The sequence below is a fragment of the Hirschia litorea genome (assembly GCF_042665075.1).
Lineage (GTDB): Bacteria > Pseudomonadota > Alphaproteobacteria > Caulobacterales > Hyphomonadaceae > Hirschia > Hirschia litorea.
On the sequence record NZ_JBHTBR010000002.1, the window covers coordinates 752,995 to 771,359 of the forward strand.

Sequence of the window (18,365 nt, forward strand, 5' to 3'; positions counted from 1 at the left end):
TATTGAATATCTTAAACGCCGAAGCTTATCGCTTCGGCGTTTTTTTGTTTTTTGTCTTCGCCTTGAAAAATGCACCTTCTTGTAAGATTGATACTATGCATAATGTCCTCCAATTAACCAAGAAGATGACACCTATGAAACGACTGGCCCCAACCATAGCAATCTGTGCGGCTATGTTTATGAGCGCTTGCGCAACCCGCGCCCCAGCTCAAACAGATAATGCATGCAAATTTCTTGGTGAAAACAAGGCATGGTACCGCGCCCTACGCTCCAGCTCTAAAAAATGGGGGGCACCCATAGGGCTTCAACTTGCAATCATAAAGCAAGAAAGTTCATTTGATCACAATGCTAAACCAGCACGCGGCAAACGTCGTCTACTTGGAATTTTAGCAGGCAAGCGCCCCTCATCCGCCTATGGCTACGCTCAAGCTCTTGATGGAACATGGAACGAATATCAACAAAGCACAGGAAATAGAGGTGCCGACCGTGATGACTTTGATGACGCAACCGATTTTATCGGTTGGTATGTAAGCAACACCGGCAAACGCACAGGAATCAGTCAATATAATTATAGGGGCCATTATTTAGCCTACCATGAAGGAGCAGGTGGCTATTTGCGTGGTTCTTACAAATCAAAAAAATGGCTGATTGAAGTCGCCAACAGGGTGCATAACGACGCCACAAAATACGAAAACCAAGTTCAAGGCTGCAAGAAAAAGTTAAAAAAACGCTGGTTCTTCTAGACCTGCCATCATTCATATTCAAAAAAACCGATTATACACCACTAATTTGCGTTAACCACTTTTCGATTTCATCAAATGCGGCCATGTTTACGAATCAAGATAAGCAAAAACCGCTGCGACGAAACAGACTAGACAGGACAAATAATGGCCGCCAAAGGACAAGCACTTAGCGAAGAATCCAACGCCTATTCAGCAAAGGATATTGAAGTCCTCGAAGGTCTAGAACCTGTTCGTAAACGTCCCGGCATGTATATTGGCGGAACAGACGAGCGTGCATACCACCACCTGTTTGCAGAAATTCTCGATAACTCTATGGATGAAGCCGTCGCAGGACACGCTTCACGTATCGATGTACACCTTCGCGCGGATGGTTATATTAGTGTACGTGATGATGGACGCGGTATTCCCGTGGACCCACACCCTAAGTTTCCAGGTAAATCAGCCCTTGAGGTCATCATGACCACCCTCCACTCAGGAGGCAAGTTCTCCAATAAAGCCTACCAAACAGCAGGTGGTCTACACGGGGTTGGTATTTCTGTTGTAAACGCACTTTCTGAACGTCTTGAAGTTGAAGTCGCGCGGGACAAAAAGCTATATTTTCAAGCGTTTGAGCGTGGTCACTCCATGGCCCCGATTGAACAGGTTGGAAATGCACCCAATCGCCGCGGTACAGTTGTTAGTTTCAAGCCAGATTTCGAAATATTCGGAACAAAGCTGAAATTCAAACCTGCGCGCCTATATCAAATGGCCAAAGCCAAAGCCTACCTTCACCAAGGTGCTCAAATACACTGGAAGTGCGACCCAGAATTATTAAGCGAAAACGATAAAACACCAGCCGAAGCAGTACTTCATTACCCCAACGGTCTAGCAGACATGCTGAAGGAAATGGCTGAGGGTAAAATCATGGTCACCGCAGATATTTTCTCGGGCCGTGTAGAATCAGATAACGGAGCTGCTTGTGAATGGGCTATCTGCTGGTCCGCAAATGGTTTCGGCGAAGAAGACGGTATTACACGCTCCTACTGTAACACCATCCCGACTAGAGATGGTGGAACCCACGAAGCAGGTATGCGCGCAGCTATCACCAAAGGTTTGCGCGCTTATGGTGAATTAACTGGCGTAAAAAAGGCCGCACAAATTACCGCTGAAGATATACTAAGCTCTGCTGGAGCGCTTCTTTCTGTCTTCATCCGCGAACCTGAATTTGTTGGTCAGACCAAAGACAAACTTTCCTCAGCAGAGGGTATGCGTGTCGCCGAAAGCGCTTTGCGGGACCGCTTTGACCATTGGCTTACAACATCACCTAAAGAGGCCACAAAACTATTAGAATGGGCCATTGAGCAATCCGACCTAAGAATGCGCCGCAGGAAAGAGAAAGAAGTTTCTCGTCAATCCGCTACACGCAAACTCCGTCTCCCTGGGAAATTAGCCGATTGTTCCAGCAATTCAAAAGAAGATACTGAAATCTTTATCGTTGAGGGTGATTCGGCGGGCGGATCAGCTAAGCAAGCGCGTAACCGAAAAACGCAAGCAATATTGCCGTTGCGTGGTAAAATTCTGAATGTCGCTTCCGCAGGTGCCGATAAACTCCGCGCTAATGTGGAACTCAACGACCTATCCACTGCACTTGGTACGGGTATCGGTAGAAAGTTCGTTCTTGACGACCTTCGATATCAGCGCGTTGTAATTATGACCGACGCGGATGTCGATGGAGCGCACATCGCCGCTCTCTTAATCACCTTTTTCTACAAGCAAATGCCAGAATTGATTACCTCTGGCCGCCTATATATGGCGATGCCACCGCTCTACAAACTCGCGGCCGGCAATAAATCAGCTTACGCAAGGGATGATGAGCACAAAGACGAACTCATGCGTACAGTGTTTAAAGGCAAAAACGTAGAAGTATCTCGCTTTAAAGGTCTTGGTGAAATGATGCCAGCACAACTTAAAGAGACGACTATGGACCCAGAAAAGCGTACAATGGCGAGAATAGCACTACCCGACGGGTTAGAAAGCCCGGGAGAGCTTGTTGAAACACTTATGGGTAAAAAAGCAGAGCACCGCTTCAAATTCATTCAAGATAATGCCAGCTTTGTTGAAGAGCTAGATATCTAGCTCTTCTTCCAATCTTTAAACCAGGTGGCGAAATTAACTATCCCCTCCTCAAGAGAAGTCTTGGGGTTGTATCCAAGTTCAGACTTCGCTCGCGATATATCAGCCCAAGTTCGTTCAACATCACCCAACTGCATCGGTTGAAAATCTTTTAGCAGCTTTTTGCCAAATGCTTTTTCAATGGATATTACAAGGTCCATCAACTTTTCAGGCTGATCGTTACCTAAATTGTATATTCGATGCGGTACCTTAAACCCAAGTTGACGTGCCGGCTTATCAATTGCTGCAATAATTCCATCAACTATATCGCCGATATATGTGAAATCACGGCTCATTTCGCCATTGTTAAATATCTGCACTGTCTGGTTTTGCAGCAACTTTTCAGAAAATATCCAATACGCCATATCGGGACGTCCCCATTCACCATATACGGTAAAGAAACGTAGACCCGTTAGGGATACCCCATATAGATGTGCATAAGAATGCGCCATCAATTCATTCGATTTTTTTGTAGCACCATAAAAAGATACCGGAGTATCAGTAACATCGGTTTCCGAGAAAGGTAGTTTTGTATTCCCTCCATATACGGAAGATGAAGATGCATAGACAACATTCTCTATGTCATGATGACGCGCTAATTCGAGAATATTGAAGAAACCACTTAAATTGGAGTCCGCATAAACCTTGGGATTATCAATCGAGTATCGAACGCCAGCTTGGGCTGCGAGATGGAGTATTGCGTGAACACCGCCTCCCACCACTGTGGACTCGATATCTGCATAATTAGAAACGTCTACATTTTTAAACGCAAAACCTGAGACATTGGTAAGCTGTTCAATACGCGCTTTTTTTAGATATCTATCATAATAATCATTGAGATTGTCCACGCCGACAACAGTTTCACCACGTTCCAGAAGTGCTTTACAGGTATGAAATCCGATAAAGCCTGCCGCGCCCGTTACAAGAATGCTCATATTACTTTTCTCATCCTTGCAGCTTCGCTTTTCAGGAATAGACTTTTCTTACAAAGTACCCAATGCACAGAAAAGGGCAAACTCACTCAGACTATTCCCACTCAATCGTGCCTGGTGGTTTAGATGTAATATCATAAACGACGCGATTTACGCCGCGCACTTCATTTATAATACGTGTCGCACAACGTCCAAGGAAGCTGTGATCATAGGGATAATAGTCCGCAGTCATCCCATCGGTCGAATTCACAGCCCTAAGCGCGAGCACATTATCATAGGTACGCTCGTCACCCATCACACCTACGGTTTGCACTGGTAACAAAACAGCGAAAGCCTGCCAGATTTTATCATAAAGGCCTGCTTTACGAATTTCATCAAGATAGATCGCATCCGCTAACTGAAGCACTTTCACACGTTCACGCGTCACCTCTCCAGGTATGCGAATCGCAAGCCCTGGCCCGGGAAATGGATGGCGACCTACAAAAGCTTCGGGCAATCCAAGTTCACGACCAAGCTCACGTACTTCATCTTTGAATAATTCACGCAGAGGCTCTACAAGCTTCATCTTCATCCGCGCTGGCAAACCACCAACATTGTGATGAGATTTGATAGTTACTGCGTTGCTTCCATCAAAAGATACACTCTCAATCACATCAGGATAGAGCGTCCCTTGTGCAAGGAAATCTGCGCCTCCAACCTTCTTAGCTTCTGCTTCGAAGATATCAATAAACGCTCCACCAATAAATTTACGTTTCTTCTCTGGATCGGACACCCCATCCAACCCCTTGAAGAATATATCGCCGGCATCAACGTGCACGAGTGGAATATTATAGTGATCCTTAAACAGTGTGACCACTTCATCAGCTTCGCCGTGGCGCATCAAGCCGGTATCTACAAATACACATGTAAGTTGTTCACCAATGGCCTCATGAAGCAACACTGCTGCTACGGATGAATCAACTCCTCCAGAAAGACCACATATAACTTTACCATCACCAACTTGTTCACGAATTGCTTTTACGGCTTCCTCGCGAAACGCTGCCATCGTCCAATCGCCTGTCATTCCAGCGATGTCATGCACAAAGTTCTTCAACATCTGCGCACCACGTGGCGTATGAACTACCTCGGGATGAAATTGCGTGCCGTAAAAATTACGAGTCTCATCTGCCACAACTGCAAGCGGTGCATTTTCCGAAACGGCAATAATCTCAAATCCATCGGCCATTTTGGTGACGCGATCACCATGTGACATCCAGACTTCTTCAGTTTGATTATCTTCAGGACCAAACATATCCTTGAATAATCGCGACTGTGCTTTTAGCGATATGTGCGCGCGACCAAATTCTGCATGATGTCCACTCTCAACCTTACCACCGAGCTGCTCCATCATTATTTGCTGGCCATAGCAAATTCCCAACACAGGAACACCTGCTTCAAACACAAAAGCGTCAGCTCGCGGACTACCAGCTTTCGGCACACTTGACGGGCTTCCAGAAAGTATAATCGCTTTAGGCCCATAGGCTTTTATGAAGCCTGCATCTGCCTTGTTGTAAGGATGAATTTCACAATAAACGCCGCTTTCGCGAAGACGACGAGCGATAAGTTGCGTCACCTGACTACCAAAGTCGATGATGAGCGCTTTTTCGTGATGGGAATCGTGCATATCTGTCATGGCAAGCCCATAGCGCGACTTTGGGCGTTTGCCCAGCCTATTCAACTTATAGATTTTGCGCTTTATTGATTTTTTGTGATTTTTTGAGAGAATCTCGATGCATCAGTCTCGTCCTCCGCAATCAAGTCAAGAATTTGCTCAATTAGGCCTAAGCCAATTACGTTCAGGAGACGTCCAATCCGCGCGGCGCAATTTAGAGATATCTATCCAGAAGGGATTCACCCACCCTGACGTATGGGTCGCACTTGGACAGGCCTGCTTCAGACTAAATGATTCAGACAACGCCATAAAAGCGTATGACACAGCATTGAAACAGGCACCCCAGCATATGCGCGCATTGCTAGCGAAAGGAGAAGCTCTTCAAGCAGCCGGCAAACTGAGGGACGCTATAACATTCTATAAAGGAGCGCTAAAAGTAGCTCCGCCTCCAGAGCAGGTTCCGGCAGACATTAGACCATCATTTATGAAGGCATTTGAGCTTATTGAAAAACAGAACAAACTCTATGAAAACGCCCTCACTTCTCACTTGCCATCCACGGACGCGATCCAAAAAACATCTCCTCGCTTTGCCAATTCTATCGACATTTTACTGGGACGTTCAAAACCTTACTTCCAACAGCCGACACGTTATCACTTCCCTGAATTGCCACAAAGAGCGGTATTCAAGAGGGATGAATTTGACTGGGTAGCCGACATTGAATCTAAAACGGATGCAATACGAAATGAATTGCTTGCAATTCTTCAAAATCAACAAAACCTAAGCCCATACGTACAAGCGAAGGAGTCCGATATTGTTCTGAGAGATAACACTCTCGTCAATAATCCTGACTGGAGTGCATGCTATCTATGGAAGAATGGTGAGCTACAGGAAGAAATGGCAGCTCAATGTCCTGTCACGGTAGAAGCACTTTCAAAGATACCAATGGATTTCTTGCCTAAGCAAACTCCTTCAGCCTTGTTCTCTGTCTTAAAACCTGGCACTCACATTCCGCCGCATCATGGCATGATCAATACCAGATTAATTTGCCACCTTCCCTTGATCGTTCCTGATGGTTGCGGGTTTAGAGTAGGTAATCATGAATTGCAGTGGCGAGTAGGAGAGCTCCTAATTTTTGATGATAGTATTGAGCATGAAGCATGGAATAAGGGCTCTGAGACAAGAGTTGTCTTGCTCTTTGAAATCTGGCGCCCCGAACTTACATCCGCTGAACGAGATCTGATCACCCAAACGTTCACCGCAATTTCAAGACACGATGAAGTATAATAGCCTTACCAAGGCAAAGCATCCAAATCGACATTTCCACCACTCACAACAATACCAATTTTATCACCTGATATGCACGCGCGTTGTTTAAGCAAACTTGCAACGGGAACGGCGCTACTGGGTTCAATAACTATCTTTAATTCAGACCAAACCAGCCGCATGGCTTGGACAATATCTTCCTCAGACACTTCAATGACATGATCTATTTTCTCAAGGAAAATGTCCAAGGCCATGTCTCCCAATTGTCCACGCAAACCATCAGCAATTGTTTCAGCGTTGGTATTCGTTTGCATTGTTCCGCTTTTCCAAGAGCGAAAAGCATCATTTGCATGGAGAGGTTCAACACCGCACACAAAGATATTTTCCTTAAGCGCCTTAGCGATGATTGCACATCCAGATAACAAACCGCCGCCGCCAATTGGCGCGAGCAAAGCATCCAAATCAGGACATTCTTCAAGAAACTCTAAGGCCGTTGTTCCCTGTCCAGCAATCACGTGAGCATCGTTGTAAGGGTGCACTAAAGCAGCACCTGTTCGCGCCATAATGTCTTCAACGCCTGCTTCCCGTGCTGATATGCTCGGCTCGCAAAAGTTGATCTCACCGCCTAAACGTTTAACAGCATCTATTTTCACACGCGCTGAATTATGCGGCATAACAATTTTCGCTGAAATACCGCGGTTTACCGCCGCTAAACACAATGCAGCAGCATGATTTCCTGAAGAATGCGCAACAACGCCTTTCGATGCATCTGCATCATTTAGCGCAAATACTGCGTTATGAGCTCCCCGCGCTTTAAAAGCTCCAATGTGCTGAAAGTTCTCACACTTAAAAAACAGTTCCGCTCCGAATATCTCATTAAGTCTGGCAGATGTTAGCACGGGTGTCCGGTGCACATACGGCCCTATACGTTTAGCCGCCTTGTAAATATCATCGGGTGAAATGGGGAGACCCACTTTACTATTCTCGGCGGACAAAGCACGCTCCTTTAATTATAATGTGAACCGCTCTCCAATAGCACGCTGGCGGAATCTATTTAATAGTTCGGCCACCTCCTCAGGGTCCCTCGATCCCGTTTCGATTAAAATGTCATCCCCGGTATCTCCATCATCCTGACGGCACCACACACCTTGTTGCCCCTTTTGCGTATCGACACGAAAAGAAGATACATCAGACCATTTCCACGTTTTCACAGCGCCATATACACCACGTGTAAACTGATGGGGCTCTAACAAAACATATGATCCACCTGTTCGAATATGCTCAACCCCAAACCAAATCCCGGGCAAGAAAACGAATATAGCGAAAAAGGCTAGCACCCCTTTTCCAGCAATAATAAAGCCTATGGAAACGAGAACGAAAAACACATTTAGTCCGGTCATAATTAGACTAAATATCCAACCATTTCTTAGCTTAATCGTATCAGGCAATGGCGCATTATTGGGAGGAATATCTGAAAACAAGAGCTTATATCTCCTAGTGCCGCTATAATGATAACTCACCAACACACACGCAATTCTATCAATGACAATTATTCACAAACATACAAAAAACAATAGATAGCTACGCATCATTATCTATTTTTGCTTCAACCACCCCGCAGCTTATGATTCTGCCTTCAGAGCTTACCCAAGATTAAGGCGACATATCGCAAAGTTATGTTATTGGTTAATAATATTAACCTTCTTATATCTCTTTATTTGAATTGCTATGCTGACACACATTCCAAACCTGCCAATACACGCCATAAAATCACGTTCTTTTTATACAAAGTCCCTATGCGTTGTTGGAGTTGCAATCACACTCAGCATGCAGGCTTCATCAGCTCCAAAATCAAGTAAGTTGGTGTCCCCTTTTTACGGAATCAGTCAGGATAATTTCCCGCTCTGCTCCCCGACACTTCTTGCAGAACCAAATCAAGCATGGGCCCAGCAGGATGTTAATGGCGACGGAACACCAGAGACATGTCGCATACAAGACCGCTATGGCTACACGCCCGAAGGAGACCCCATATGCTCCTCAGCTATAGTAGATGAAAACGGTGATGGCTGGGGTATAGAAGATACAAACAAAGACGGCATCCTCAATGCCTGTGTGGTATCTACGCCTAAAACAGCAACCTTCCCTCATTTTTGGGGTATCAACGAAACGACAGCTAAGCCCTACTGTAGCCCACAAACACTTGATTTAAACGGCACCAATTGGGCTTCAGAAGATACAGATGGAATTGATGGCCCCAATGATTGCATTACAACTAAAATTGAACTTCCACCTACACACAAATGGGGCATAAACGCAGACCACCTTGCGCCCAACTGCAATCCGGAAACATATGAAGCTGACGGATGGGGTTGGGAAGATACTGACAATTTTGACGGCCCAAATTCCTGCCGAATCATAGCCTCTGCGCCTGTGCACGATTATGGCATCCACGAAAGTTCAGGAAAGCCGTACTGTTCGCCAGAATACTACGAATCCGATGGATGGGGACTACAGGATACCGATGGACGCAACGGATTGAATGTATGCCGCGTTCAAGCTTCAGCTACAATTCACAATTGGGGGTTTGACGGTGATCAAAACCTACCCCTTTGCGCACCGGACCATTATCACCCTGCCGGCTTAAGCTCTCAAGATACAGACAATGACGGCCGAAACAATGCTTGTGTAGTTCAAGCAAAAGCTCCTCAAGATACCGCCACATTAGCGAGTTGTATCAATATGGGGAACGCTTTAGAAGCAGAGAATGAAGGCGATTGGGGATACACCATTGAGGACAAGCATCTAAAAGTAATCGCTGACGCCCAATTTGATGCCATTCGTGTTCCCATCAAGTGGTCTGCCCACGCAGGAAAAAATTATCCCTACACTATCGACGCAACATTTTTTGAGCGTACAGATCACGTTATAGATACAGCCATCGCGCAGGGACTAACGGTCATAATTGATGTGCACCACTATACTGAATTTAATGAATCTCCAGCAGATCATACAGAGCGCTTGAAAGAGATATGGAAACAAATCTCAGAACGTTATGCTAATCATTCAGAAAAACTTGTATTTGAAATTTTTAATGAAGGCAGCGGTCAGGCCACACCAAAAATTCTTGATGCACTCAACGCGGACCTTGTTAAAACCATTCGTCAAAAAAACCCAGATCGCAGGATAATTCTAGCAACCGGACTATATGGCGGCCTAGATGGAATGCTTGCAGGAACGCCGCCCATTGATGACAAAATCATGGCCTCGTTTCATTATTACGAACCTTACTGCTTCACGCACCAACTTGCGGCTTTTGCTGCTGAATCAACAGCCCATTGCCCAGCTGGCCCACTCACATTTGGTGAGGAAGAACAAAAAGCAAAGGTTCGTGATGACATAGCTGCTGCCGCTGCATACGGTCAAAAACACAACATCCCCGTATTCATGGGCGAGTTTGGTGTTTTTGGTGGTGTTCCTATTAATCAACGCAAAATTTGGACCGAGTTTATCCGTCAAGAAGCTGAGGACGCTCAAATATCATGGTGTAATTGGGATTTTGCAGCGGCGTTTAATGCGTATGACAATAATAGAGATAAATGGCTTCCAGATATATTAGAAGCACTTAAAGGCCCACTACCTGCCACGGCAACAACCCAAATCATTCAAGCGAACAGCTCGATTGAGACCAATCCACCAACTTTCAACACCACGCCTAAAACCGTCAGCCGTTACTTTGACTCAACTAAAATATCAGCTGACGATTTTGACGAAGCTTTATACAGTATAAGATCAGCTCTCGCGGCGCATAAGCGCCATGAAGAATCCGTCCGTTCCGGCAGTACGCGGCGTCAAGCGAACTGAACCACTTGGTCGGCGACATGCTTCAAGCACACGTTCGCCCTCTTCAGTAAGTTGCCCAGAACGAATAGCACTCGCGACTACATCCTCTTGTGAAAAATCACTGCGGTCTGCAAGGAAAGCCGAAACTTGGTCTTCATTTTCTTCCATCAAGAACGAACATGTAATGTAAAGCAATCGCCCACCCGGTTTGACAAAACTACATGCTTTATGAAGAATTTCCATTTGCTGCCCACGTCGCAATTGTAGGGCGCGATCGGAAACACGCCATTTTGAATCTGGACGTCGTCGCCATGTACCAACCCCGGTACACGGAGCATCAATAATCACAAGATCCATATTGTGCTCTAGATCATTCAGGCCCACATCTTCTTGTGGGTGACGCAGCTGCACATTGCGCACACCGTTTCGTTGTAATCTTGGTATCATTGCCGATAGGCGGCGGCCCTCGATGTCATAAGCGTATATCTGCCCTTTGTTTTGCATCGTAGATGCTAAAGCAAGTGACTTACCGCCTCCACCAGCACAATAGTCTAAAACTTGTTCACCTGGTTGAGCATTGGCGCCAGCTGCCGCTAACTGACTTCCAGCATCTTGCACTTCAACCCACCCTTTTGAATAAGCGGGTATGCTCTCGACCGAATTTGCGCGAACTGACGGATCAGGTGCAGGTATGCGATAGCCATTTTTCAGCAAAGGTATTGGCTCTGCATGCACTGAGCGAAGCGCTTTTTCAGCCTTCTCTACGTCAGCTTTCAATGTGTTGATACGCAAATCAACGGGTGCGCGAACAGCCATTGCTTGCGCTTCTACAACCGCCTCTTCACCAAAAGCGCGCTCCATCATCGGTGACATCCACTCTGGATAATCCCCTCGCACATAAGCTGGTGCAACTGGATCGGGAGCCATAACAAGGCGCTCACGTTCATCAAGGGTCAAAGCGGATGGTGCATGCTCTTGGTCGAATGCTTCGTCAACGCGACCAATATCCCACTTCCAAGAATGCGTAAGCGCCCCCAATACAAGCGCACGCGGTTCATCAGATCCCATTGCATGCGCAAGAGAAAGTTTGTTGCGCAATGCATCAAGCACCAACCCCGAGACCCAAGCGCGATCTTTCGACCCAGCATATCTCGCACGCTTACCCCAGTCTTTAGCTGCCGACTTTACTGGTTGGTGTCGTGTTAGAACGTCTGTCAAAACACTAATAGCCGCGTCTATTTTACCGCCGTCACGCATTCGGTTTAAACCTTTTAAATATTATTATTGTATCGGCCGTTACACCTTTAGATTCAGCAAGGCGGGCCTCGATGCTTCCAGAGAACCGACCCGCATGCAAAACCCCTAGGGCATCTGTAAGCAGATACAAGTGGAAAGAAGCTGTTGCGCATGCTTTCTCAAATTCATCCAGATAAAGCAATGCATTTCGCCGAATTTCCTCATTTGAATGGATTTCAGCAGTATCGATAAAGAAAGTATGCGTGAGGTAGTTGCGGTATTGAATGAAGGCTTTGACATTATTGGCCCACACAGGATCTTGCTCGACGAATATCCGCTCGACACGGCGATAGATAGCACCCAAGGTTTGACCTTCTAACTCATCACGTGCTGCCCGTGACGCCAAACCTTCAGATTTCACCATCGCCCAAACGGTATTCTCCAGCGTTTGCTCAAAAGCTTGCGCACGGAAACTTGCTTCGCCAAATTTGCGAAACACATCATCAACTTCAATCTCAATAATCGCATCACTCATGCGCGGGACATTGCCCGCTAGGCTCTTGGCCTGCAAGTCTATTCCAACACTAAAATAAAGCAGCCCCAGACGTCTACGTCTTCAAAAGCGTATATGGACTTTCAGGATGTAACAAACACACACCCAATCCTAGTCCGGCAATAAGCAACACTAAAATCAGAATTGGCAAAAAGAATACCTTGGTGCCGGTCACAAGTGACTGATCATCCGAAACATTCGTTATGGAAGCTGTTGGGGAGGCGCATATTTCACCCTCACCAACCGCTTTGACTACTTTTGCCAGTTCAGGCCCATCAACACTCAGCTTTCTTCCATATTTCACGCTTCTCGCCACATCACGCCAAGCTCGCCCAGCACGATGTCCAATCAACTCAGCCTCAACGATCAGCCGGTCTGCAACACTCTGTGGCAAAGGCGTTTTATCCAAACGCACATAGATACAATCATCTAGGTTAGTAACGAATTTTGCGCCCGACTTTGTGCTATGACGTGACCACAATATAACTTTTTTATGGCCTACATCCGCAAATTTCCCGCGTTTGAAGCGCTCAATAACAGGCTTAATATTTTGTGTTTTTAAATACCCTGCCAAAGATGCCGCAACACCTTTGTCAGCCTCTGCACATATAATGTGAAGCGCCATTCCAAACCCCTACTCATTCATCACCAGTCTTTTGTTTCAATCTGCACTGGAGGAAGAGGAATTGCGATAAATGGCGCGATACATCGCTCAAAAACAAGATACATGCTTAAAGCCACATCATTTCTGACCTTAAAATGCCCAATAAAAAACGGAGCAATGTTTCGCCACTGCTCCGCCTCACAATTTTCAGTTCTAAGCCTAGTTGCCTATAGTTATTTGCGATCAATCACTAGGAAAAGAATAGTTTGGAGATTCGCGAGTCATTGTCACATCATGCACATGGCTTTCTCGAAGTCCTGCACCCGTAATTTGAATGAAGCGCGCCTTTTCGTGCAACTCTTGAATATCAGCAGCCCCGACATACCCCATCGCCGCCCTTAAACCACCTAATACTTGGTGAAGTATAGCTGAAACTGGCCCTTTATACGGCACTTGTCCCTCAATACCTTCTGGAACAAGTTTCAAATTGTCTTTGACTTCACCTTGGAAATACCGATCAGCTGATCCGCGCCCCATAGCGCCAATCGAACCCATACCACGGTAGGATTTGTATGAACGTCCTTGGAATAAGAAAACCTCACCCGGAGCTTCATCCGTACCCGCAAGCATAGAACCTAACATCGCAGTGTTAGCACCAGCAGCAAGCGCTTTTGCAAAATCACCCGAGAATTTAATTCCGCCATCTGCAATGACGGGCACACCTTGATCACGCGCCGCCTTAGCAGCATCTGCGATGGCAGTAAGCTGCGGCACACCAACCCCTGCGACGATACGAGTCGTACAGATAGAACCCGGCCCGATCCCCACCTTCACAGCGTCAGCACCTGCATCAATGAGTGCTTTCGCAGCATCATATGTCGCGATATTTCCAGCAATAACCTGCGTGTTGCCAGCCATTTTCTTAACGACTTCAACAGCCTTTATTACACCAGCTGAATGCCCATGCGCCGTGTCAACAACAATCACATCCACACCAGCAGCGATCAAAGCCTCCGCTCGCGCAATTCCATCTGCCCCGACCCCTGTGGCCGCTCCAACCAGCAATCGACCATGTGTGTCCTTAGCAGCATTTGGGTTAGAAGCTGCTTTTTCCATGTCTTTTACAGTTAAAAGACCAACGCATCGTTCTTTATCATCGACAACGATCAATCGCTCAATTCTGTGTTGGTGGAGCAACCGACGCGCTTCTTCCTGCGAGACACCTTCACGAACAGTAACCAATTCAGTTGTCATAAGTTCAGATACAGGCATTGTCAGATCGTCATAAAAGCGCACATCTCTGTGCGTGATTATGCCTACAACCTTGCCGCTCTTACCTTTTTCGACAACGGGTATACCTGAAAAGCCATACTCGTCCTTGATCCGCTTTACATCTTCCAGCGTCGCATCTGGCGATAGGGTTACAGGGTCTGCAACTACACCACTTTCAAATTTCTTTACGCGCGTAACTTGCTGAGCTTGTTTTTCAATCGTCATATTCTTGTGCAGAATACCGATACCACCAGCCTGCGCCATTGCTATCGCAAGGGGTGATTCCGTGACCGTATCCATTGCTGCCGAAAGCACTGGCGCATTTAGCTGAATATTGCGGGTAAGTTGTGCCTTGATACCGACTTGAGCAGGCAAGACTTGCGACGGACCTGGCTCTAGTAAAACATCATCGAACGTTATGGCCTGGCGAATTTTCATGGATGAAGCTCCCTTTTTGGCCTAATAGTTGGTTCAAGCGAATATGTGAACCCCCCAATTCGCCGTAGAAGCAAATTCTTCGATTTTAATTCGAAAAAGTAGTCCGGATTACCAAACCAAGCCGCAAGAAACTATAATTTCTTCTTCTTAAAGCCTAGCGCTATCGCAAACATCTCAGGGCTTCCCGATCGACTTGCAGGTGGCTTCCAATATTTAACCTGAGCAAAATTCTCATCCAAAAGTTTCTTCAAACCACCTTGTGCGCCGCCCTGAAAAACCTTCGTACAAAAATTACCACCAACCTCTAAATTATCCACGGCGAATTGAGCTGCCATTTCAGCAAGCTGAACTGTTCTCCAATGGTCTGTCTGTTTATGGCCGGTTGTCGCGGCTGCCATATCCGACAATACAAGCGTTGGCTTGGCTTTTAGTACTGACATCATTTCTTCGATAGCTTCAGGGTCATTCACATCACCCTCGATAAGGTGAGCCCCATCAATGTGCTCTACAGGAAGCAAATCAATACCAACAACTTGGTGAGCACCGCGCTTCATCAGAACTTGCGTCCAACTGCCGGGCGCACACCCCAGATCAACAACGCGCTGAGTATTTTTTAAAAGTCCAAACTTTTCATCAATCTGAAGAATTTTATAGGCTGCACGCGCGCGCCAGCCGGCCTCTTGTGCGCGACGTACATATGGGTCATTCAGTTGACGCTCTACCCATGCACGAGAAGATTTTTTCGTGATCCCACCCTTTTTAATCTTCTTTTTCGTTCCCAAAAGGTTTTTCTCACGCGCAAGCTCAGCATCTGCCACACTTGGCCCCTTCCAGCGACGCTTTCCATCTGCTGGCTTTGAATCTTTGGGCGTGTCGTCATTCATCGTCGTATCATCAATCTTGGTTCGTAGTTTTTAATCAGTGCACATTGCCTGCAATAAGTAATATCACGTCTTCAAACAACTTACTTGCTTTTTGCCTGTTTGTCAGATGAAGGTTTGTGGTCTTTGTCAGCTACAACACCTTCAACTACTTTGTCTTTAGGCTTTCTTTTGCCCTTCGGGCCAGCTTTCTCTGCACCGTCTGTTTTTGATTTATTATTGCGGGATCTTTTCTTTTTTTGCGCTGGCTTTGGACCATGTATCAAAGAAAGCAACACCCCTTCTCGTAAACCTCTATCAGCAGCTCTCAAGCGTTCTGAAGGCCAAACCTGCCAAACCGCGTCTAGGATAGCGCAACCCGCGAGCACAAGTTCCGCACGATCAGGACCGATGCAAGGCTCTAGTGCCCGCTTTTCAGGAGTGGCATACCGCAATTTATCTCTAGCGGCATCCATCCCCTCTTGGCTTACCCAGACCCCATCAACAGCCGCACGTGTGTATTTTGAGAGTCCTAAATGAACTGCTGCAAGGCTAGTAACTGTCCCAGACGTACCAAGCAATTGTCCACGCCCCGCCTCAAATAACGGCCCAAATCGCCCAGCTGCGTCATTTTTTCTCAACATCTCAACGACATAAGCGACCAGCTTATCATACCAAAGCGGGTCTCCGCCGGACGCACCTTCAGGGAAGGTTTCTGATAAAGTCACAACACCGACAGGAAAAGATGCCCATCCCAAAATGGGCGGACGAGCTGCGCTACCTGATACACCGCGCCGGTTCGCTGCTTTTGCATCCACCCAGCTCAGTTCAGTCGAGCCTCCACCAATATCAACAACAAGCGTGAAGTCTTTGCTATTATCTACCAAGTCTAACGACCCTAAAAGCGCGAGCTTCGCTTCTTCCTTTGGGCTAATCGTATCTAACTTTAAGCCAGTCGCGCGTTTAACCTCTTGAAGAAATTCAGGTCCATTCGTCGCTATCCGGCAAGCTTGTGTCGCAATGCATCGGACTTGGCACTTATGATATTTATCAATCTTGGATTTGCAGTTCTTGAGTGCCTCAATTGCACGCGCCATAGCAGCGTCAGACAACCGCCCAGAACCCGCCAAGCCCTCGCCCAACCGAACAATACGAGAATAGCTATCCAGCACACGAAAGCTATCTCCCGCGCGGTCTGCAATGAGCAGTCGACAATTATTTGTTCCCAGATCCAAAGCGGCATAGGCTCCAGATCTGCCTTTTGCGCCCAAGCCTCTATAAGGCTTTTTGGGGGCAGATGCATTCCGTGCCATGGGGCAATCCAAATTTTTAAGTTGAAATCACCATAACCAGTTTCATGAGGATGAACAGCTTTAGAATGTTTTCTTCTCGGTAAAATTGTCAGTAAAAAGAGGAAATTTTGTATAACAATAAAAAATGGCCCGAAGTTTCCTTCGGGCCATCTTCAATTACATTGCTTCGCTAGGGTTTAGCGAACTGTAAGTACGATTTGTGCACGGCGGTTAAGCGGCTCACGAACACCATCAGCTGTTACTTTAGCTAGGCCTTCTTCACCTTTACCGTCTGTTGTTACAACAGAAGCATCAACACCACGAGCAATCAAAGCATCACGAACAACTGCTGCACGACGTGCAGAAAGGCGTGCGTTGTAAGCTTTGTTACCAGAAGTATCTGTATAACCGTCAATCGCTGCAACAGAGATAGAACATCCGTTCTCTAGTGCACGACGTGTCGCGCTGTTTACAACTTCTTGAGCTGGACCAGTAAGAACTGAACTATCCCATTCGAAGTATACAGCGAAGTCTTGAGACTGAGCCACACAATCAATAACCGGAGCCGTGTCAACAACTTCCGCAGGTGGCGGAGGTGGTGGCGGAGGCGGTGGTGGTGGAGGTGGCGGAGGTGGTGGCGGCGGAGGCGGTGGTGGCGGAGGAGCAGCAGGTGCACCAAACATAAAGTTCAAACCAGCCAATACTGCGTGCTCGCGGTACTCACCTTCATAGTCAGCGTCGAAACCAGTGAACTCCATTTCGTCTGTTGCTAGGAATTTGTACCCAACATCAAAAGAAACGCGATCTGTGATTTTTGCTTTCAAACCAGCCATGACGTTACCAGCAAAGCCAGTGTCTTCATCGTCAAAACCGTTGATAGCTGAACCGCTACCAGCGTTGTAAAGGTTAGATACGCGTGCACCGATAGTTGCAACACCTGCACCGATACCGATGTAAGGGCTTACGTCACCTTCATCGTTAAATTCCTTGATTGCGTTAAGCATCAAAGTTGTACCACGTAAAGAACCCGCGCCTTCTGGGCCGTTTCCTTTAATAGTACCGATAAAGTCGTTACCTGGGCTTAGCTCAGTGTTACGGTGGTCAAGAGCACCTTCCAAACGGAAACCGTTTGCAAACTCATAACCAAGCGCACCTAAGTAAACTAGGTCTGTATCAGTATCAGCGTCACCGCCGAGTTGACCAGTTGTGCTTGTTGACGGAGCATCTGGATCAAAGTTTCCGTCTGCAATTGCTCCAACAGCTAGACGGCCATACCAGCCATCTGCTTCTTGTGCGTGAGCCAGAGTCGGCGCCGACAAACATGCCGCGGCCGCAGTGGCGCAAAATAGTGCCTTTTTCATACCCATCCCCTATAAGCTGAGGTACGTATGGAAATCACATTAGGCAATGCAATATCCAAGAATCAAAGAACGCGGTCGCCCGGCATCCTGAAAGTGCGAATACACTCTTTTTAAAATAAAAGCGATACTTTCAGCTGTTTGTTACGATGACTTAATGCACTTTTTGGA

Annotated in this window: 15 protein-coding genes; 4 read left to right on the forward strand and 11 right to left on the reverse strand. The window is 46.7% G+C overall.

Annotation, left to right across the window (positions count from 1 at the left end; all coding sequences use genetic code 11):
* The first annotated feature begins 2 nt into the window (after positions 1-2).
* Together ACFQS8_RS03530 and parE are read left to right on the forward strand one after the other, a co-directional pair.
* A complete protein-coding gene (locus ACFQS8_RS03530; protein WP_382165765.1) occupies positions 3-743 on the forward strand; it encodes a transglycosylase SLT domain-containing protein in 741 nt (246 codons plus the stop codon).
* 144 nt (positions 744-887) lie between these two features.
* Positions 888-2,858, forward strand: coding sequence for a DNA topoisomerase IV subunit B (gene parE / locus ACFQS8_RS03535; protein WP_382165766.1), 1,971 nt, complete (start codon positions 888-890; stop codon positions 2,856-2,858).
* Here parE and ACFQS8_RS03540 read toward each other — a convergent pair.
* Both ACFQS8_RS03540 and guaA read right to left on the reverse strand, forming a co-directional pair.
* A complete protein-coding gene (locus ACFQS8_RS03540) occupies positions 2,855-3,829 on the reverse strand; it encodes an NAD-dependent epimerase/dehydratase family protein (RefSeq protein ID WP_382165768.1) in 975 nt (324 codons plus the stop codon). The two genes, parE and ACFQS8_RS03540, sit on opposite strands and share 4 nt — an antisense overlap.
* A gap of 91 nt (positions 3,830-3,920) precedes the next feature.
* On the reverse strand, positions 3,921-5,498 hold the full coding sequence (gene guaA / locus ACFQS8_RS03545) for a glutamine-hydrolyzing GMP synthase (protein WP_382165770.1): 1,578 nt from the start codon (positions 5,496-5,498) through the stop codon (positions 3,921-3,923).
* 97 nt (positions 5,499-5,595) lie between these two features.
* Here guaA and ACFQS8_RS03550 point away from each other — a divergent pair, with 97 nt between their 5' ends.
* Positions 5,596-6,762: an aspartyl/asparaginyl beta-hydroxylase domain-containing protein gene (locus ACFQS8_RS03550; protein WP_382165772.1), complete on the forward strand. Its 1,167-nt coding sequence runs from the start codon at positions 5,596-5,598 to the stop codon at positions 6,760-6,762.
* A 5-nt stretch (positions 6,763-6,767) separates the two neighbouring features.
* Here ACFQS8_RS03550 and ACFQS8_RS03555 read toward each other — a convergent pair whose 3' ends face one another.
* Together ACFQS8_RS03555 and ACFQS8_RS03560 are read right to left on the reverse strand one after the other, a co-directional pair.
* On the reverse strand, positions 6,768-7,736 hold the full coding sequence (locus ACFQS8_RS03555) for a pyridoxal-phosphate dependent enzyme (RefSeq protein ID WP_382165774.1): 969 nt from the start codon (positions 7,734-7,736) through the stop codon (positions 6,768-6,770).
* Between the two features lie 15 nt (positions 7,737-7,751).
* Positions 7,752-8,222: a hypothetical protein gene (locus ACFQS8_RS03560; protein ID WP_382165776.1), complete on the reverse strand. Its 471-nt coding sequence runs from the start codon at positions 8,220-8,222 to the stop codon at positions 7,752-7,754.
* 346 nt (positions 8,223-8,568) lie between these two features.
* On the opposite strand from ACFQS8_RS03560, the gene ACFQS8_RS03565 reads away from it, so the two are divergent.
* On the forward strand, positions 8,569-10,602 hold the full coding sequence (locus ACFQS8_RS03565; RefSeq protein WP_382165778.1) for a glycoside hydrolase family 5 protein: 2,034 nt from the start codon (positions 8,569-8,571) through the stop codon (positions 10,600-10,602).
* Here ACFQS8_RS03565 and ACFQS8_RS03570 read toward each other — a convergent pair.
* The 7 genes from ACFQS8_RS03570 to ACFQS8_RS03600 all read right to left on the reverse strand — a co-directional run bounded on the left by ACFQS8_RS03570 (position 10,531) and on the right by ACFQS8_RS03600 (position 18,197).
* Positions 10,531-11,838: an RsmB/NOP family class I SAM-dependent RNA methyltransferase gene (locus tag ACFQS8_RS03570; protein ID WP_382165781.1), complete on the reverse strand. Its 1,308-nt coding sequence runs from the start codon at positions 11,836-11,838 to the stop codon at positions 10,531-10,533. The two genes, ACFQS8_RS03565 and ACFQS8_RS03570, sit on opposite strands and share 72 nt — an antisense overlap.
* Entirely contained in the window at positions 11,831-12,352 is a 522-nt protein-coding gene (locus ACFQS8_RS03575) for a hypothetical protein (RefSeq protein ID WP_382165784.1), read from the reverse strand. The genes ACFQS8_RS03570 and ACFQS8_RS03575 overlap by 8 nt, the downstream gene beginning before the upstream one ends.
* A 73-nt stretch (positions 12,353-12,425) precedes the next feature.
* Positions 12,426-12,995: a hypothetical protein gene (locus ACFQS8_RS03580; RefSeq protein ID WP_382165787.1), complete on the reverse strand. Its 570-nt coding sequence runs from the start codon at positions 12,993-12,995 to the stop codon at positions 12,426-12,428.
* A 222-nt stretch (positions 12,996-13,217) separates the two neighbouring features.
* The gene (gene guaB / locus ACFQS8_RS03585) at positions 13,218-14,684 is read right to left on the reverse strand and encodes an IMP dehydrogenase (protein WP_382165789.1); all 1,467 of its coding nucleotides are present in this window, start codon (positions 14,682-14,684) and stop codon (positions 13,218-13,220) included.
* A 131-nt stretch (positions 14,685-14,815) separates the two neighbouring features.
* Positions 14,816-15,568 carry an RlmE family RNA methyltransferase gene (locus ACFQS8_RS03590; protein WP_382165792.1) on the reverse strand — a complete coding sequence of 251 codons (753 nt, stop codon included), beginning with the start codon at positions 15,566-15,568 and terminating at the stop codon, positions 14,816-14,818.
* An 80-nt stretch (positions 15,569-15,648) separates the two neighbouring features.
* Entirely contained in the window at positions 15,649-16,857 is a 1,209-nt protein-coding gene (locus ACFQS8_RS03595; RefSeq protein ID WP_382165794.1) for a Ppx/GppA phosphatase family protein, read from the reverse strand.
* Positions 16,858-17,033: 176 nt separating this feature from the next.
* Complete coding sequence (locus ACFQS8_RS03600; RefSeq protein WP_382165796.1) at positions 17,034-18,197, reverse strand: OmpA family protein; 1,164 nt, start codon at positions 18,195-18,197, stop codon at positions 17,034-17,036.
* Positions 18,198-18,365: the final 168 nt, after the last annotated feature.